We start from the raw sequence: 17,587 nt of genomic DNA on the forward strand, positions 1-17,587 counted from the left end.
AGGTTGATTCAGGGTTGAAATGACCAACGATTTTTAAGCAAATACCACAATGTGATAGCCACAAAATATGCAAAGAGCGGGGAGGGTCTGAATTATTTAAACCGAATTGCGTTTTATCAGCTTGACCGGAATTATAGTTTGACTCTTTAACCCATGCTTTACATGATTCGCTGCCATTTTGGCCATTTCGATAAAGTCCGTAGAAAGCGTTGAAATGCCGCCAAAGACTATTTGTTTGGCTATACTGTCGTCAAATGAAAGTATTCCGACATCTTGGCCAATCGCCAATTCTTTCTCCAAACAGTTTTTGAGAAAGGGCCACAAGGTTGAATCATCTTTAATAAAATATAACGTACCCTTTTTGACATCCTGTGGTACATATTCATTTAAAATAGTTCCCTCTATTTGATAGTCGGTCAAAAATTTTTGAAAGGCCTTTGAAATACCCTTTGGGGAATAATCGTCCTTTTCATTAAAGAACAATATAAATCTATCATACTTTTTGATGGATTCAAGTAGTTCGATCAACATGGCGTAAATCGATTTTTCGAATTCTTGGGAAATAAATGAATAGTCAGACCCTAAGTTTACGTATCGATCGACCAACAATAATTTTTGAGCAGGTATCACTTTTAACAATGGCAAAACGGAAGTATTTTGTATAGGGGCTACGACATACATGCCATACTTACCTTTTATATTCGATAATATGGTCTCGAAAATAGTAGTGTTGTTATGATGAAAAAAGACGTTGATCTGAAATCTGCTACCAAGCTCGTTCCTAAAAGTGTTGTAGAATTCTTCCTGAAAACTTTGAAAAGCGAATAATAATAAGGCGACTTTAAGGGTGATGTTGGTCTCTTCACTGATTACATAGAATCCTTTTAATCTTCTAGATTCTATAAGTCCTTTATGTTTTAGTTCCTCATAGGCTTTGACGATGGTCTTTCGCGCATAGCCTATTTCACTTGCCATTGCATTGATCGAAGGCAGTTTGTCACCAACTGTCAATGAACCATTCTCAATCGATGCTAGAACACCTTCTACAAGACGTTCGTGCTTTGATAGGTTGTGGTTTTTTTTTAGAACATTTACCTGCTCGATTAACGACATACAGCATTTTTTCAAAATATAATCGAACAATATACAATATAAAGAAGTATATCGGTGAACGGCTTAATAATGAAATCAACCACTGTGGTTCAAATGAGTTGCTTCCTGTTAATTTATCAATCATATTGTATGGTATTTGTGAAATACTTACATTTATCACTAATTTGTTTGTTATTTGACATCATATCATTATTTTTAACCCAAGTAGCATAGAGTATCATAGAATACGATATTCTCTGCCACCTTTAATAATTAACTAACAACCTAGAGCTATTATGAACAACCAACCGAATTTTAGAAGGAGCGGTGTGTTTCGAAAGAGCACCTGCATGATGTTTTTCTTACTTTTATGTGGAACGTTATGGTCCACGGCCATTGCACAGTCATCGGTCACCGGTACGGTCACCGATCAAACGGGCACTCCGTTGCCCGGGGTCAGTGTCGTTGTCGATGGCACTACGCAAGGGGTCTCGACCGATTTCGACGGAATTTACTCCATCGATGTAGAAAGTCCTGATGCGGTTCTGGTCTATTCCTATATTGGTTTTTTGACCCAAAAAATCGAAAGGAGCGGCAGAAATGCAATCGATGTACAGATGCAGGAAGATGTTCAAAATCTTGACGAAGTAGTGGTCGTAGGGTACGGTACCCAGAAGAAAGCGACTTTGACCGGTGCGGTATCTTCTGTCGGTGGCGATGATTTGGAACAGGCCAATTCGGCCAACCTTGGTGCCGCGCTTGGCGGTAGAGTTCCTGGTCTTTATATAGATACGGGCCAAGCGATTCCGGGCGCAGATACGCCTGCAATTCGAGTTCGGGGTACGAATACCTTCAACAATTCTGGAGCCCTGGTCGTTATCGATGGTATTCCGGATCGTGAGGGAGGTATTGCAAGAATCAATCCTGCCGATATAGAAAGTATTTCGGTATTGAAGGATGCTTCGGCGGCCATTTATGGGGCCAGAGCTGCGAATGGTGTTATTTTGGTAACTACGAAACGCGGTAAAGTAGGAGCGCCCACTGTAAAATTCACCTCCACGGTTGGTACCCAAACCTTTACCAGAACGCCGGAGATGCTCGATGGTGCGGAATATATGGATCTCGTTAATGTATTGAATGTATACAAATTACCCGTAGAAGAATGGGATACGGCCCACGCAGGTAGGGGCGCGCCATATACCCGAATAGATAATGGAGAGGTGGTAAACCCGACCTTTACAAACGACAGAATTGCCAATACGGCGGCAGGTAACGATCCTTGGTTATATCCCGATACGGATTGGTTCGATGCCATAACAACGACTGGAGCTATTATCTCACGCCAGAATTTACAAGTTTCCGGAGGTACCGAAAGTGTACGTTATTTGGCCTCTTTGGGATATTTGTCTCAAGATATCAACTTCAAAAACGCTCCTAAACCGTACCAGCAATTTGATTTGCGACTTAACTTAGATGCCAAAATCAGTGAATCTTTGAGTCTAGATGTAGGGCTTTATTCAAGACAAGAGAATCGATATAGCAATACACGTGGCGAAGCTGGAATTTTTGCCGATGCTATACGACAATACCCTTGGTTTCCAGCTTTTTGGCCCACTGGAGAGCTAGGACCGGATATTGAGAACGGTAATAACCCTGCGGTAAGGGTTACCGACGGACCAGGTTATAATGATGCGGCCAACAATTTTGTACAGAGTAATATCGGACTTACCTATAAGGTACCCTTTGTACAAGGTTTAGAATTTAAAGGGCTTATCTCCTATGATAAAGTGAATCGAGAGTTTAAACAATGGAACCGCCCTTGGACACTTTTTACTTGGGATGGGGTTAATAGAAATTCCTCAGGGCTAACAGCCGCACAAAGAGGGCCTGGGGATCCAAGTCTACGGCAACAGCACACGACGAAAACGGATTTTACCGCGACCTTGACCGGATCTTATGAAAAGGAATTCGGCGACCATAGTTTTAAACTGCTTGGAGGGGTCACCCGAGAAGAAAGTGAACAACAGTTTTTTGGGGCATTTCGAAGGTTCTTCCTTTCAAGTGAGTTGGCGCAGTTGGATTTAGGGGGCAACGAAGGCCAGAGTAGTGAGGGGCGTGGTTTTGAAGTCGCCCGTTTGAACTATTTCGGACGTTTGAATTATGATTTTAAGGACAAGTATCTGTTGGAATTTCTCTTCCGATATGACGGTTCTTACCTTTTTCCCGAAGAAAATCGCTTCGGTTTTTTCCCAGGGGTTTCTGCGGGCTGGATCTTAAGCGAAGAATCCTTTTTCAAAGAGGCCTTGCCGTTTTTCGATTACTTTAAGCTGCGTGGATCATATGGCGAATTGGGTAACGACCAAGTGGATGCCTTTCAGTATCTGAATGCCTATGAGCTATCCCAGACTGGCCTTGAGACAATCGTGACCACGGCCTACGAAAGCAATGTGGCGAACCCCGACATTACTTGGGAGACTGCAATTTCGCAAAATGTTGGTGTTGATTTGCGAATGTTGAACAATAAACTATCCCTTAGTTTCGATCTCTTTAAAAACTCAAGGGAAAATATTTTGACCGTACCGTTACTCACTTTGCCTGAATATAGCGGTATTAATGCCCCACCAATTAACATCGGTGAGTTTCAAAATACGGGTTATGAAATCACTTTTGGTCTTAATGGAGGCAACGATGATTTCAATTACAACGTGACCTTCAACTATAGTGCCACGAACAATAAATTGGTATTCTTTGACGAACCAAACTTAGAAGATCGCCCATGGCAGCGCCAAACAGGTGGTCAAATAGGGCGACCTTTGCTTTATAAATACGCAGGTGTTTTCCGCTCACAGTCCGAAATAGACTCCGAATCCTTGGATTATAGTGGTGTTACACCGCTGCTCAAGCCTGGGGATGCAAGGGTAGTCGATATTAGCGGTGATGGACGCATCGGACCTGAGGATAGAACGCGCACGGGGGGCAGCCCTTTTGCCGACACTCAATTTGGTTGGAACACGTCTATCAATTATAAGAACCTCGATTTTACTATGTATTGGATGGGTGCCGCTGGAGGGTACGGTCGATACGAATGGAGCTTTATGTCAGGTACCTTGGCGAACGTACAGCGTGATGTGCGTGACAGGGCTTGGTCTTTGGACAACCCGGATGCCTATGGTCCACGTTTGGCCGATAGGGGTGACCAGTGGTATTCCAACCAGACGGATGCTTATTTGATCACCAGGGACTTTTTCCGATTGAAAAATCTTGAAATCGGATATACCTTTGACAAAGGGATTATAGAACAATTAGGGGCCGAGAATTTGCGTATTTCATTGTCAGGTACTAACTTAATCACTTTTACGGATTACCCTTTTGACCCTGAAGTATTACAGATCAGTAATGACGACCTATCGAACAATGACCCGAATGATGATGATGGCGTAGTTGGTGTCAGTGGTGGCCGCCAGGTTAATGGGGGTATTTATCCCTTACTTACAACGTTTAATTTTGGATTGCAGATAACTTTTTAAAAATTAACTATGATGAGAAAAAAAGGATTAAAAATTGCAGTCTTGATGGCCTTTGGCCTCTTGATTGTAGGATGTAACGACGATTTTTTGGAGACCACTCCATTAAGTCAGGCTTCCGACCAAAGTGTATGGTCGGATAAAAAATTGGCTGAAGCAGCCGTTTTAGACCTGTACCAAGCCACATGGGCCGGTACTTTGACCCGTGAAGAAACCACCGATGCCTTTACGGATCAGGCGGTATTCACACACCCTGGGCGGGGCGTCGATGGCTATACCGAAGGTAAGATGAACCCCTCAGGCAGTTTTATGGATATGCAGTGGTTCAGTTGGCCACAGTTGTACCCGTTTATCCGTAATGCGAATATCGCCATTGTGAGATTACAGGAGAACGAGGCCGAATTAGATGAAGTAACCAAAAATCAATTATTGGGAGAGGCCTATTTCTTGAGAGCATACTACTATACGCAATTGATGCGTCAATTTGGTGGTGTTGTGTTGCTCACAGAACCTTTGGAGCTTGATAGCGAAGCGAACAACCCAAGGGGAACTTTTGAAGAAACGATAAACTTGATCGTATCCGACATTGACCAAGCGATCGTACTTTTGGAAGATGCCCCGGCCAGCAAGGCACGTGTTCACAAGATTACGGCTTTGGCCTTAAAATCGAGAGTGCTGACCCATGCGGCCAGCGACTTGTACGAGCCATCCAAGGCATCTAGTGTTCCTACGATTGCATCGTATAGTAATCCCGAGTTGATCGGGTATACCGGTGGTTCGCAAACTTCAAGATGGGAAGCTGCTAAAGCAGCTTCAAAAGCATTGTTGGATGCCACAACAGGATATAAATTGGACTATTCAGCTCCTGCTTCACAAGAAGAAGCCATTCAGAACTATGAGGATATTTGGTTGCAAGGTGGCGGTAACCAAGATTTCATTTGGGGAAGACTGGTCCAAGAATTCGGATTCGGTTCTAGAACATACCCTGGTGGCGATGGTTGGTCTCAAGGTCCCGGTATGGTGGCCTTATATCATGGCCCTAACGGATACCACGAATGGGCCGGAACGACTCCAACAGAAGCATTGGTAAGCAAGTACACTTTTGCCGATGGTACAGAATTTGATTGGAACAATCCTGTTCACGCGGCGGCACCCTATGAAAATCGAGAAGCTCGTTTTTATTCAACGTTTTTATTCGACGGGGCCCCATGGAAACCAAGAACAGATGATGTTGTCAAATTCGATAAGTACAATGAACTACAAACAGGTTTTTATACCTTTTCCGATGGAACGATTGTAAATGGTGTAGATACACGTCAAGGTCCTGTTGAGGATTGGAACGGTTCTAGAACAGGGTATTATTTCAGAAAATTTGCCGATCCCACTATACCAGCTTCATGGCCTAACAACCTTCAGAAAGTAGATGCCCCTTACATACGTTATACTGAAGTTTTATTGAATTATGTTGAAGCAAGTATCAATAGCGGAGATGAAGGCGAAGCTAGATCTTGGCTGAACAAGTTACGCTTTAGAAACGGTTTGCCGGCAGTTACTTCCGCAGGTTCCGAACTGCTTGAGATTTATAAGCGCGAACGGGATAAGGAGCTAGTAAACGAAGATGCACGTTTGTTCGACATGAAACGTTGGCTAGAAGGTCCGCAATCGTTGAACCAACAAGTGCAGCAGGTCGTAGTTCAGGCTACCCAAAAACCGGGTACTTCGGTAACACCGGAAGATTACAGAAAAGATACCGCACTGTTCGACTATACCTATACGCCGACAAATATCGTTTTTGAAAATAGAATATGGCAAGACCATGTATATTTCATGCCTATAAAACAGGAAGAAATCGATAAGGATCCTTCGCTTATACAAAATCCGGGATACTAGTATTTTATCTAGGTTTTAACACTTTATTTGAATAACCCTTAGCGCGAATGTGCGGGGTTATTCTTATTTTAGGCATGTTTTGATTTTGAATTCATTTGCTATGAATAAGTATATATTTTTTCTTTTTTTGATAGTGTTTTTCTTCTCATGTAAAAAAGAGCCCACGACCCTTTTTTCTAAGTTGGATTTCACTGATACGGGTATCTCTTTTAAAAATGAACTGACTGAGACCCATACCTATAATTATTTTACCTACCCGTATATGTATTTGGGCGGAGGGGTATCAACAGGGGACATCAACAATGATGGTCTAGAGGATATTTTTTTACCGGAAATATGGTGCCCAATAAACTGTATTTGAATATGGGCAATTTGGAATTTGAGGATATTTCACAAAGTGCAGGTATCGAAGGAGACGATCGATGGTATTCGGGCACGACTTTTGTCGATATCAACCAAGATGGATATTTGGATATCTACTGTTCGGTTAGTGGTAAAAACCCTCCCCACAATAATGTACTCTACATCAACAATCAAGACAATACCTTTTCTGAAAAAGCGGCCGAATATGGTATTGACTGTAACGGGTACAACATGCAATCTACTTTTTTCGACTATGACAAAGATGGGGATCTGGATTTATATGTTACCAACTATCCACCGACCAGTTTTGTGGCACCCGTCGCCTATTACAGTTATATGCTCGACAATCATGCCCCTGAAGATTCAGATAAATTGTATCGAAACGACAATGGTAAATTTACCGATGTAACGGAAGAAGCAGGTCTGCGCTCTTTTGGATTGAGCCTTGGCGTGGTCGCTTCCGATGTCAATAACGATGGGTATATTGATATTTTTGTTTCCAATGATTTTAATGCCCCCGATTTCCTGTTTATAAATAACCAAGACGGAACCTTTTCGAATCAAATCGATACCAGCCTACAACAGACATCGTTCTTCGGCATGGGTGCCGATATTGCCGATTTTAACAATGACGGCTATATGGATATTTTTCAGCTTGATATGTCGGCCGAAGATAATTTTCGTTCAAAAGCGAACATGTCAGCCATGGATCCGGCGGCTTTTTATGAATCAGTAGATTCTGGATTGCACCATCAATATATGCAAAATTCGTTGCAGTTGAACAATGGCAATGAATCGGATAAGTTGCCCGTATTTAGTAATGTAGCCCGTTTGGCAGGTGTTTCTTCCACAGATTGGAGCTGGGGCGGATTGCTTGCCGATTTCGATAACGATGGGTGGAAAGACCTTTTTGTTACCAACGGCATTCGCAGGGATGTCAACAATAAGGATTTTTACGGCAAGTACCGTGAGTTTTTCAATAAGATGGAAAACGATCCCAACTATAAGAACAAGGAAGAGGAAGTGGGGCTCTTGAAATACCTCGAGGAATTGCCTTCCGAGAAATTGAGTAACTATATGTTCAAGAACAATGGTGACCTGACCTTTTCCAAAAAAACCAAGGATTGGGGTTTTGAAGAAAAAACATTCTCCAATGGAGTAGCCTATTCCGACTTGGACAATGATGGCGATTTAGATCTGGTCATCAACAATTTGGAGGATATTGCAAGTGTCTACAGAAACAACACCACGAATAAAAACCAGTTGACCCTTGATTTGAAAGGCAAGGACAAAGTGCTTCCCAACGGAAGTAAGGTTGCCATCTATTCCCCTTCGGGAGCTCAGGTGCAAGAATACAATACCGTACGAGGATATTTATCCTCCGTATCTCCCCTACTTCATTTTGGTCTAGGAGACGAAAAACAAGCTGACAGTATATTGGTTACATGGCCCAATGGAAGGGTTACGAAGATGACCGATGTTAAGGGTGACCAGAGATTGACCATAGCCTATAACGAAAGCAAGACTTCGAACAAGAGTAGTTCGAAATCGATTGATGCCTTTAAAAAACGATTTCAGACGGTGGCATTGGATACTATCGGGCTGTTTAAGCACCAAGAGAATCCGTTTAACGATTTTGAGGTTGAAGTGCTATTGCCACATAAAAACTCAACATTGGGGCCGTCTTTGGCAGTAGGCGACCTGAATGGAGACGGCATCGATGATTACATTGTAGGAGCTGCCGTTGGGCAGCCCGCGGTGGCTTATGTTCAGAATGAGGCGGGTGATTTTGAGCAACTGCTCATACTAGATTTGGATGAGGACAAATACTATGAAGACCTTGGCATTCTTATTTTCGATGCCGATAAGGATGGCGACAACGATTTTTATATCGCTTCGGGGGGCAACGAATTCAAGCCCGGGTCTTTGGGATATGAGGATCGATTCTATGAAAATATGGGATCCAATACATTCAGAAGAAATAAAGAAGCCATTCCTGATACAAAGACAAGCGGCCAGAACGTGTCCGCGGCCGATTATGACCACGACGGAGACTTAGACCTGTTTGTGGGCGGAAGATTGATTCCGAAAAAATATCCATATCCTGCTGATTCTCAAATTTTGGAAAATATAAGTGATTCGTCCGGCCCCAAATTCGTTGAAGTGACACAAAAGATATTGCCAGATTTAAGTGCTTTGGGCTTGGTTACGGCATCTAGCTGGATAGATTTCGACAACGATGGTTGGGAAGACCTCGTGGTCGTAGGCGAATGGATGCCCATAAAATTTTTCAAGAACAAAGGCGGAACCTCCTTTGAGGATGTCTCTGAAAAAATGTTGCAGGGCAAGACTTCGGGTTGGTGGTTCGATATCCAAAAGGGAGATTTTGACAACGACGGTGACGAAGATTTGGTAGTAGGTAATCTGGGCAAGAACTACAAGTACCAAGCGAGTGAAAAATCACCGTTCAAGGTGTATCTCAACGATTTTGACAGTAATGAAACTTCCGATATTGTTTTGAGCTACAAAAAGGGGGAGACCGAGTTTCCGGTTCGCGGTCGGCAATGTTCATCGCAGCAAATGCCGGCGATAAAGGCAAAATTTCAGGATTATAATTCTTTTGCCAGTGCCTCATTGAAACAGATTTATACAACCGAAATGTTGGAGAATGCCTTAAGCTATGAAATCACTTCGTTCGCGAGTGTATATCTTGAAAACAATAATGGAACCTTTAAAGCAAAACCACTTCCCAAATGGCCCAAGTCTCGAGCATTAACAAATTCGTAGTTGAAGATTTTAATGATGATGGCAACCTCGATGTGGTCTTGGCCGGGAACCTTTATAATGCCGAAGTAGAAACGCCAAGAAACGATGCCAGTTTTGGCCTCTATTTGGAAGGGGATGGTTCAGGTGCTTTCGATGCCAAGACCATGATGGAATCAGGCCTCAAAATAGTGGGTGATGTTCGTGGTATGGAGCTAATTACGAAAAATGGAGCGCAACATATTCTAGTAGCCAAAAATGATGATTGGACACAACTCATAAAAGTTAATTGAGACCAACTACTCAGGGTAAACCCCGATTAGGTGTGTTCGTATGTAAAAAGAGGTTTCCAAACTATCTTTTTTCAGTTGAGCCATCATAGTTTTAGAAGGGGTTATTGGCATATGACAGGCTATGCAATTGTTGCCCATGGCTTGTACTTTTGAATTGTCCTCTGTACAGACCACCGTGTTAAGTGAGTGGCACCCTATGCATTTTTTATTGAAATAAGAGGCGTTGTCACGTTGGTTTTTATGGGGGTCGTGACAGGTCATGCAATCCATGTTCGCCGATTGCTTAAAACATTCGCTCTGGGTCAAAAGTCCGTACTGGTTACCATGCACATCTAGTGTAGCGTTGGTTTCTTCATTGACATTTCGTGAATATTCGTTAAGGTTCTCTCCAGGAAGAAACGAAAAAGATTTTCCTTTTATTAGCTCACTACGGAGCCCCGAATGGCATTGGGCACAAACGTCAAGTCGTTGTAGTCGTGAAAGGGTATCGAATTGCATCACGAATTTGGGGGTTTCGACCTTATTGTTCTTATGATAACTCACATGCTTCTCTAAAGGGCCATGACATTTTTCACAATCTACGCCGTATACGATTTGCTCCTTGCTATATTCGTTTCCCTGCCCTGAGAAATCTTTGTTTTCTGCGAAAGTCACATGACACTTTAAGCACGCATCGCGTATAGGTCTCTCCAAATAATACGATGGGTACCCGGGGCTGTTTATCCAATTGTCGCTGGGCGTATGGTATGAAGGTTGTAACTGAAAAAGCTTATCATCCTTCCAAGTTAGATAGGTTTGTCCACGTACGCCTGAACCGATGACAATATCGAATTTAGCAGGGGGTATTTGAACATTTCTATTCTTTATTGTGGTATGCTGGTATAAAGCCCCACTTTCTTGCACCATCTCAAAAATCACATCATTAAGGTCCAATGTATTTAATCCCTTTTCAAAACTACCTTTAACGGTTGCTGAGTCGGCAAGTGCCGATGTGTTGTAATGTGCCGTTTCGATATGGGTTTTATAAATGTCCGCATGACACTCGATGCAAGTGTTTGAACCCACAAACTGCGCTCCGTTATAATGCGTTGCCAATATGGGCGGACTGTAGTAATCAGCTTCCATATCGAAGTATTTGAAATACAAAATAAATGACACCACCAGCAGAACTGCTGAAAATACGATGCTTTTTACCAAGAATTTTTTTTCATTGTGGTATTACAAAGTCTTTTTGTTCAAAGATGCGTCTGATTTAATAGTATGATATATTGATAGCTCCGCGATAATGAGTTCCCATCAAAAATAAAGAATATTGGTCAACGGTCGGGACAATACAGATACAACCTCTATATACGCTGTTTTTAAAGTTTGATGATTCGCTTTAGTATTAGCTACTTGCGTAGTATATTTATGATTTTGCTTTTACATTTTACTCGATAATCGAGATTTAAATGCTCCGACGCTGGCCTGCCCGTCCGGCAGGCGGGGGTCGAAATCTAAATTTAAGTTTCCTTTCAATGCCTCGGGCTTGCCCCGAGGTAGTTTACTAGTACAGTTTCTTTCTATAGTATTTCAGGAAGAGCACATTGAGATTACAATGTTAGAAATCATCAAGAATTAATATATGGGAGGCAAAGCTAACAGACCAATACCCGAAGTTAATGTCTTTTGCAAAGAAGACTACGAATCTATGGCTTTTCAAGAGATTAGTTCCGTAGACGGTATCCACCTTCATGATTTTCAAATACGTTATTCGGAGGCAATCTTTCCTAAGTCCGTAAGCTTACAATGGAAAATACCCGCACATAATGTAAAAGGCATGTGGCAGCCCACTACTGACTTTAATAAACGCACGCATTATGATTGGGAACAAAGGTTCATGGAATCTCGAATTTCCATAGATGCCCCGGTCATTTGCCTTTTTGGCCATGATGACACAAATATTCTCACTTTCGCCTGTAGCGATGCGATAAGCACTACTTTATTTGACGCATGTATTCGAGAAGAAGACGACCATTATCATTGCCATATCACCTTTTTTACGGAGCAAGAAATGGCATTGACTCATTATGCGGCCCAATTGCGTATCGATACTCGGTCTGTCCATTTTTCCGAAAGCTTGAAGGATGTTTCATCATGGTGGGAAACTTTCGAAAATCTAAAACCGATACCCGTACCGGACATCGCCAAACATCCTGTGTATTCCACGTGGTACCAGTTTCATCAAAACCTGAATGAAGATGTGTTGTTGGCGGAGTGCAAAATAGCTTCTGAATTAGGATACAAATCGATTATCATCGATGATGGCTGGCAGACCCAAGATTCAAACCGGGGGTATGATTATACAGGAGATTGGCAGCCCGACCGTATTCCGAAAATGAGTCAATTTATATCGAAAATCCATGACGTGGGTATGAAAGCGGCCTTATGGTATTCGGTTCCGTTTTGTGGTAAAAAATCAAAAGCGTATCAAAAGTTCAAGGGCAAGTTCTTAACTGAAGACCATCGCTGGGCGCCTGTTTTTGACCCGAGATACCCAGAGGTTCGACAACATCTCATCGGTTTATATACAAGTGCTTTGCAGGATTGGAAACTCGACGGGTTCAAATTGGACTTTATAGATGATTTTCATTTATACAAAGACACTCCTCTAGGAAAAAAAGACGGTCGTGATTATGGTTCCATCAATGAGGCGGTGGATCGTTTGATGACTGATGTAATCAATGAATTGCGAGCTATAAATTCCGATGTATTTGTGGAATTCCGTCAAAAATATACAGGCCCGGCTATGCGTAAATATGGTAATATGTTCCGTGCTTTTGACTGTCCGGGCGATGCGACGATGAACCGGGTACGCATTGCGGATATTAAAATGTTGTGTGGAGAAACGGCCGTACATTCCGATATGATTACATGGCATTTTGACGAACGAGTTGAGGTGGCAGCCCTACAATTGATGAACACGATGTTCGGTGTGCCTCAATTATCGGTACTATTAAAAGATACGCCACCAGAGCATCTTGAGATGATTCGTTTCTATACGGATTACTGGAACCAAAATCAAGACGTACTCATGAACGGTAATTTCGTTCCCTCTAAACCGTTGGCGAATTATCCGATTCAGAAAGCAGTACAAGATCATTTTACGATTATCGGTGTACATGATGATTTTGTGATATCTCTGGATAGTGTTACTGAGAATCTACATATTTTAAATGCTCAACTTACTACCGAAATTGTAATCAAATCTTCTGATGACTTCGGAAGTTTTCAAGGAATTATTTTCGATTGTCAAGGAAATAGAGTTTCTAAAAGTGAAATAGAACTTTCTAAAGGAGCTACAGTAGTCGAAGTTCCACCTTGTGGAATGGTTCAGCTAAAGAACCTAAAAAGAGCGTGATGACAGAAAAGGAAAAGATGACCCAGGGTCTTCCGTATGATCCATTTGATAAGGAACTCATAGCGGGCAGATTAAGAGCCCGAAGGCTGGTCAAGGAAATTTCGGAAATCCCCATGGATAAAGAGAAACAACGCAGACATTTGTTCAAAGAACTCTTGGGAAGTACTGGAAAAGGATTTTATGTAGAAAATCCTTTCATATGCGATTATGGCTATAATATTCACTGGGGAGAAAACTCATATGCCAACTTCGGATGCATTATCTTGGATGCCGCACCTGTACATATCGGTAAAAATGTGATGCTGGCACCAGCGGTCAAAATCTTTACGGCGACACATCCGTTGGAATATGAAGCGCGCAATTCTGGCATCGAATCTGCTAAACCTGTCGTAATCGGAGATAATGTATGGATCGGTGGAGGTGCGATTCTCAATCCGGGTGTGAGCATCGGAAACAATTCTGTTATTGGATCTGGAAGCGTTGTTACAAAAGACATTCCTGAGAATGTGGTCGCGGCGGGCAATCCCTGCAAGGTGATAAAACCAATCGAAAACTAAACAATAAACCAAAAAAATACTACACAATGGGTTCTTTTTCAATTATATCATTCATAGGTTTCACGGCATTGGTAGCTTTTATCGCTTGGTGGGCCACGCGTGGCACAAATGAAAAATCGGCCGATGGGTTTTATTTAGGAGGGCGTACTTTGGGAGCGGTAACCATTGCTGGCTCTTTGCTGTTGACCAACCTCTCTGCAGAACAAATCGTAGGGCTCAATGGGCAAGCCTTTACCGAAGGTATTCTGGTCATGGCATGGGAAACCTTGGCCGCGATAGCTCTGGTATTGACCGCCGTAGTACTCTTGCCCAAATATATGAAGGGCGGTATTACAACGATCCCACAATTTATCGAAAGCAGGTTCGATGCCCAGACGAAGTCCATATTGTCCATTTTGTTTCTATTCGCCTATGGTCTGGTTTTGCTTCCGACCATTTTATATTCGGGATCGTTGGCCTTTAGTTCAATGTTCGATCTTCCAAGCCTCTTGGGGGTTAGTCAGCAGGCCACCATCTATTTATGTGTGTGGAGTATCGGTATCATCGGTTCCATTTATGCGATTTTCGGGGGATTAAAAGCCGTGGCGGTTTCGGATTTGATCAATGCGGTCGGCCTACTTGTCGGGGGTATATTGATTCCATATTTTGGATTGAAATTGGTCGGTGATGGAAGTATCGGGGAAGGGATTAATGTGTTATGGGAAAACCACCCGGATAAATTCGAATTACAGGGCGAGGTGGATTCCTCGATTCCGTTCGGGACCATTTTTACGGGTATGATATTGGCACAGGTGTACTATTGGGGCACCAATCAGTCCATTTTACAAAGGGTGTTCGGCGCCAAAAGCTTAAAGGAAGGCCAGAAAGGGGTTATGTTGGCGGCCTTGGTCAAATTCTTGATTCCGGTAATCGTTGTGCTTCCCGGAGTAATAGCCTGGCACGTTTTTAAAGGGGATCTGACAAATCCTGATTTGGCATATCCTGAACTAGTCCGCAAAGTGTTGCCACCCTCTTTATTGGGCTTTTTCGCCGCGGTCTTGTTCGGGGCGGTACTCAGCTCTTTCAATAGCCTACTGAACAGTAGTGCTACCTTGTTCGGTTTCGATTTGTACAAACAGTTTTTCAAAAAAGATGCGACGGAAGAGCAGACCGTAAAAGCAGGAAAGGCCTTTGGGTTGTGCCTTGCTCTGGTCTCCTTGTTAATAGCCCCTTTTATTGCCTCGGCACCGGACGGATTGTTCGCCTATATTCAAGAATCTTTAGGAAGTTTAAGTGTTCCTATTTTAGCGGTGGTGGTCATAGGAATCTATACGCGAAGAGTGCCCGCTTTTGCCGCAAAAATTGTATTGACCGTTGGTGTTCTTATGTATTTGGTAAGCCAGTTCGTAGTCAGTCCGATGATGGTCGACAGTGCATTGGCCGAAGCGGCGACAAACGGAATAACCGACCCTAAAGCTCTGAGTATCATCAAGGCCGAGGCATATCCGCATTTTCTTCATATTATGGGCATTCTATTTGTATTCAATGTTGGTTTTATGCTGCTGATGGGCAAACTAAAACCGCAAACACATGAATACAAAGAGCTTGTGACCGATGAAATCGATACCACACCATGGAAATATGCCTTGTTAACGGGTGCGATTATCACCGTAATGGTACTGAGCACATATTTTATATTTTAAAAATGGATAGCGATACCTAGGGTCCCCGGGCCAAAATTGAGGTTCCAGCTTACCTTTTTTTCAAGGGTATTATATTTCTCATCGTACTTTTTGTCGAGATAGCGGTCTATGGATTCTACCGTGGCCACACTAATAGCGATGGCGAATACGAAATCGCTCAACCAGTGCTGTCCGTCCCATATTCTTGAAATTCCGGGAATGGCCCCGATCGTATAAATTCCGGCTTTTATCCATGGACTTTTAAATTGCTTTCCTATGGCGTAGGCATTGGTAAAGGCCAAAAGCGCATGCCCAGAGGGAAAGGAGTGAAAATTACGGCTACTATTGAAAGGGTCAAAAGTGTCTTTACCAAGATTGGCCAAGGGTCTCGCACGACCCACCACCGATTTGAGTAACTGTTGTAGCACTCCCGCCGAAGTAGCCGAAGAGATTAGGAGTACTCCTGTTCGCCGTAATTTTTCGTTTTTTGTGATCAATCCCGCTAAATAGACTCCCGTCGTTGCCAAATAGTTGTTTTCGGGATTTCCGTACAGTTCCCCATAATCACGTATCCATTGTGGAACACTCTCTTGTTGTCTTCTGATAAATGCTGATGTATCGTCGTCGATGAGATAGATGGCCCCTGTTCCGGCGACAACGCCCCCGAATTGTGCCCATTGTTTTCTCTTCCAATGAAAAGGACGTATGTAAGAATATCCTACTCCCTTGAATATGTTGGCGGCATCATAAGTCAACATTTTCCAACGCGTATCAACAGAGTCGTTGGATATGTTTTGGGCTTTTGCCCCACAGGCCATTAAAAAAATAAGGATAGCAAAAGAAATACGGTACCGCATACAGGAATTTTTTAACGAATCTATATAAATAGCATCTGAAGCACGGATGGATCCCCGTTGAATTTTAACACAATCGAAAGGGAAAGGTGTCAGTGATTCGGAGAAATGGGTTTTGGGTTTTGCATCGTTCTATAGAAATCCTCTAGAATGTTTTCCCTATCGAAGTTTTCCCAAAGAATTATTTTACGGTCATTGGTCGGTCGTTCCGCCCATTGATTATTTATCAAAATCGGGCATGGAATTTCCCGGGTTTCTCCCCAATCGTCATTCTTTAAAATCGCAAGGGCCGCCATATCGAAAAGAGGTCTTGATGGTGTTACCTCCGAAGTGCCCATATGGTCGAAAATATGCTCAAAAAGATTTACGGCGTAATCGCCAAAAGTCTCGAAAGTGCCACCGTGGCGACCGACGATCGGTTCGGTAGCTTTAGGGCCGAGACCTGCCATTTTTTGATTAACCTCGGTTTTGGTTACAGCGACGGCATCGGTGCCTGAAGGTTTTCCATAACGAACCGTGACCATCTCGAAAGGAATTTTACTGTTCAGCACATAGTTCATCGCAATGGTATCGTTATCTTGATTATACTCACCAGGTTCGGGATAGTTGCTTCCCAGCCAAACAATTTTTGTACGCTCGGCGAAACTCGGGTCTTTCTTCAAGGCTAGGGCAATATTGGTCAGTTTGCCGACCGCAACTACGATTACGGAATCTTTTTTAGTTTCTTCCAAGATGAAATTGACACCATCTTGTCCGTCATAATTGGTAGGGTCGAAGTTTTCCGAAATTTCCTTGAAATTGCCCTCGGCCCCTTTTAAAAGTGGGGTTGCCCCTTTTAAGTTGCACAATTGCATGATTCGTTCTGCTTCGTCGTAGTGGCCTTGAACATCAGGGTCATTTCTTGTTGCGTTTACGGTAATTCCCTTTACATTGAACACATCCCCGTTGAATAACATATAGGCGATGGCGAATTGATCGTCAAGCTCGTTATTGGCATCGGTATCGAAAATTACTTTTAGTTTTTGGGAAGCATCTTTCACATCACTATTCCCAATCGGATTTTCTTTAGCCTGTTTTGCCTTTTCTTCTTTGCAGGAAGAAACTAAGAACAAAATAGGCGACAAGAGCAAGAGCATTATTTTCAATTTCATGGGTGGATGTTTTTAGTTGGAAACGGAAATTACGAAAAA

The 17,587-nt window shown here is 42.7% G+C and carries 12 protein-coding genes; 8 read left to right on the plus strand and 4 right to left on the minus strand.

Features of this window, described 5'->3' with window-relative positions; all coding sequences use genetic code 11:
- Positions 1-96: 96 nt before the first annotated feature.
- Positions 97-1,113, minus strand: coding sequence for a GntR family transcriptional regulator (locus N8A86_RS10660; RefSeq protein WP_273565368.1), 1,017 nt, complete (start codon positions 1,111-1,113; stop codon positions 97-99).
- A gap of 329 nt (positions 1,114-1,442) precedes the next feature.
- Between N8A86_RS10660 and N8A86_RS10665 the strand changes: the two genes are divergently transcribed.
- The 5 genes from N8A86_RS10665 to N8A86_RS10685 all read left to right on the plus strand — a co-directional run bounded on the left by N8A86_RS10665 (position 1,443) and on the right by N8A86_RS10685 (position 9,925).
- Entirely contained in the window at positions 1,443-4,619 is a 3,177-nt protein-coding gene (locus tag N8A86_RS10665; RefSeq protein ID WP_273565369.1) for a SusC/RagA family TonB-linked outer membrane protein, read from the plus strand.
- Between the two features lie 9 nt (positions 4,620-4,628).
- Positions 4,629-6,506 carry a RagB/SusD family nutrient uptake outer membrane protein gene (locus N8A86_RS10670; protein WP_273565370.1) on the plus strand — a complete coding sequence of 626 codons (1,878 nt, stop codon included), beginning with the start codon at positions 4,629-4,631 and terminating at the stop codon, positions 6,504-6,506.
- 100 nt (positions 6,507-6,606) lie between these two features.
- Complete coding sequence (locus N8A86_RS10675) at positions 6,607-6,867, plus strand: hypothetical protein (protein WP_273565371.1); 261 nt, start codon at positions 6,607-6,609, stop codon at positions 6,865-6,867.
- Positions 6,868-6,869: 2 nt separating this feature from the next.
- Entirely contained in the window at positions 6,870-9,656 is a 2,787-nt protein-coding gene (locus N8A86_RS10680; RefSeq protein ID WP_273565372.1) for a CRTAC1 family protein, read from the plus strand.
- The gene (locus tag N8A86_RS10685) at positions 9,623-9,925 is read left to right on the plus strand and encodes a hypothetical protein (RefSeq protein WP_273565373.1); all 303 of its coding nucleotides are present in this window, start codon (positions 9,623-9,625) and stop codon (positions 9,923-9,925) included. Before N8A86_RS10680 ends, N8A86_RS10685 begins: the two co-directional genes overlap by 34 nt.
- A 6-nt stretch (positions 9,926-9,931) precedes the next feature.
- Here the strand turns inward: N8A86_RS10685 and N8A86_RS10690 are convergent, their stop codons facing one another.
- Complete coding sequence (locus N8A86_RS10690; RefSeq protein WP_273565374.1) at positions 9,932-11,122, minus strand: multiheme c-type cytochrome; 1,191 nt, start codon at positions 11,120-11,122, stop codon at positions 9,932-9,934.
- Positions 11,123-11,549: 427 nt separating this feature from the next.
- Here N8A86_RS10690 and N8A86_RS10695 point away from each other — a divergent pair, with 427 nt between their 5' ends.
- The 3 genes from N8A86_RS10695 to N8A86_RS10705 are packed head-to-tail and all read left to right on the plus strand — an operon-like array spanning position 11,550 to position 15,564.
- Complete coding sequence (locus tag N8A86_RS10695) at positions 11,550-13,325, plus strand: glycoside hydrolase family 36 protein (protein WP_273565375.1); 1,776 nt, start codon at positions 11,550-11,552, stop codon at positions 13,323-13,325.
- Entirely contained in the window at positions 13,325-13,882 is a 558-nt protein-coding gene (locus N8A86_RS10700; protein ID WP_337251583.1) for a sugar O-acetyltransferase, read from the plus strand. The genes N8A86_RS10695 and N8A86_RS10700 overlap by 1 nt, the downstream gene beginning before the upstream one ends.
- Positions 13,883-13,908: 26 nt before the next feature.
- On the plus strand, positions 13,909-15,564 hold the full coding sequence (locus N8A86_RS10705; RefSeq protein ID WP_273565377.1) for a solute:sodium symporter family transporter: 1,656 nt from the start codon (positions 13,909-13,911) through the stop codon (positions 15,562-15,564).
- Here the strand turns inward: N8A86_RS10705 and N8A86_RS10710 are convergent.
- Both N8A86_RS10710 and N8A86_RS10715 read right to left on the minus strand, forming a co-directional pair.
- Entirely contained in the window at positions 15,561-16,400 is an 840-nt protein-coding gene (locus tag N8A86_RS10710; protein ID WP_273565378.1) for a phosphatase PAP2 family protein, read from the minus strand. The genes N8A86_RS10705 and N8A86_RS10710 overlap by 4 nt on opposite strands.
- Before the next feature lie 89 nt (positions 16,401-16,489).
- Entirely contained in the window at positions 16,490-17,548 is a 1,059-nt protein-coding gene (locus N8A86_RS10715; protein ID WP_273565379.1) for a nucleoside hydrolase, read from the minus strand.
- Positions 17,549-17,587 lie beyond the last annotated feature (39 nt).

It is taken from the genome of Maribacter halichondriae (assembly GCF_027474825.1).
GTDB lineage: Bacteria > Bacteroidota > Bacteroidia > Flavobacteriales > Flavobacteriaceae > Meishania > Meishania halichondriae.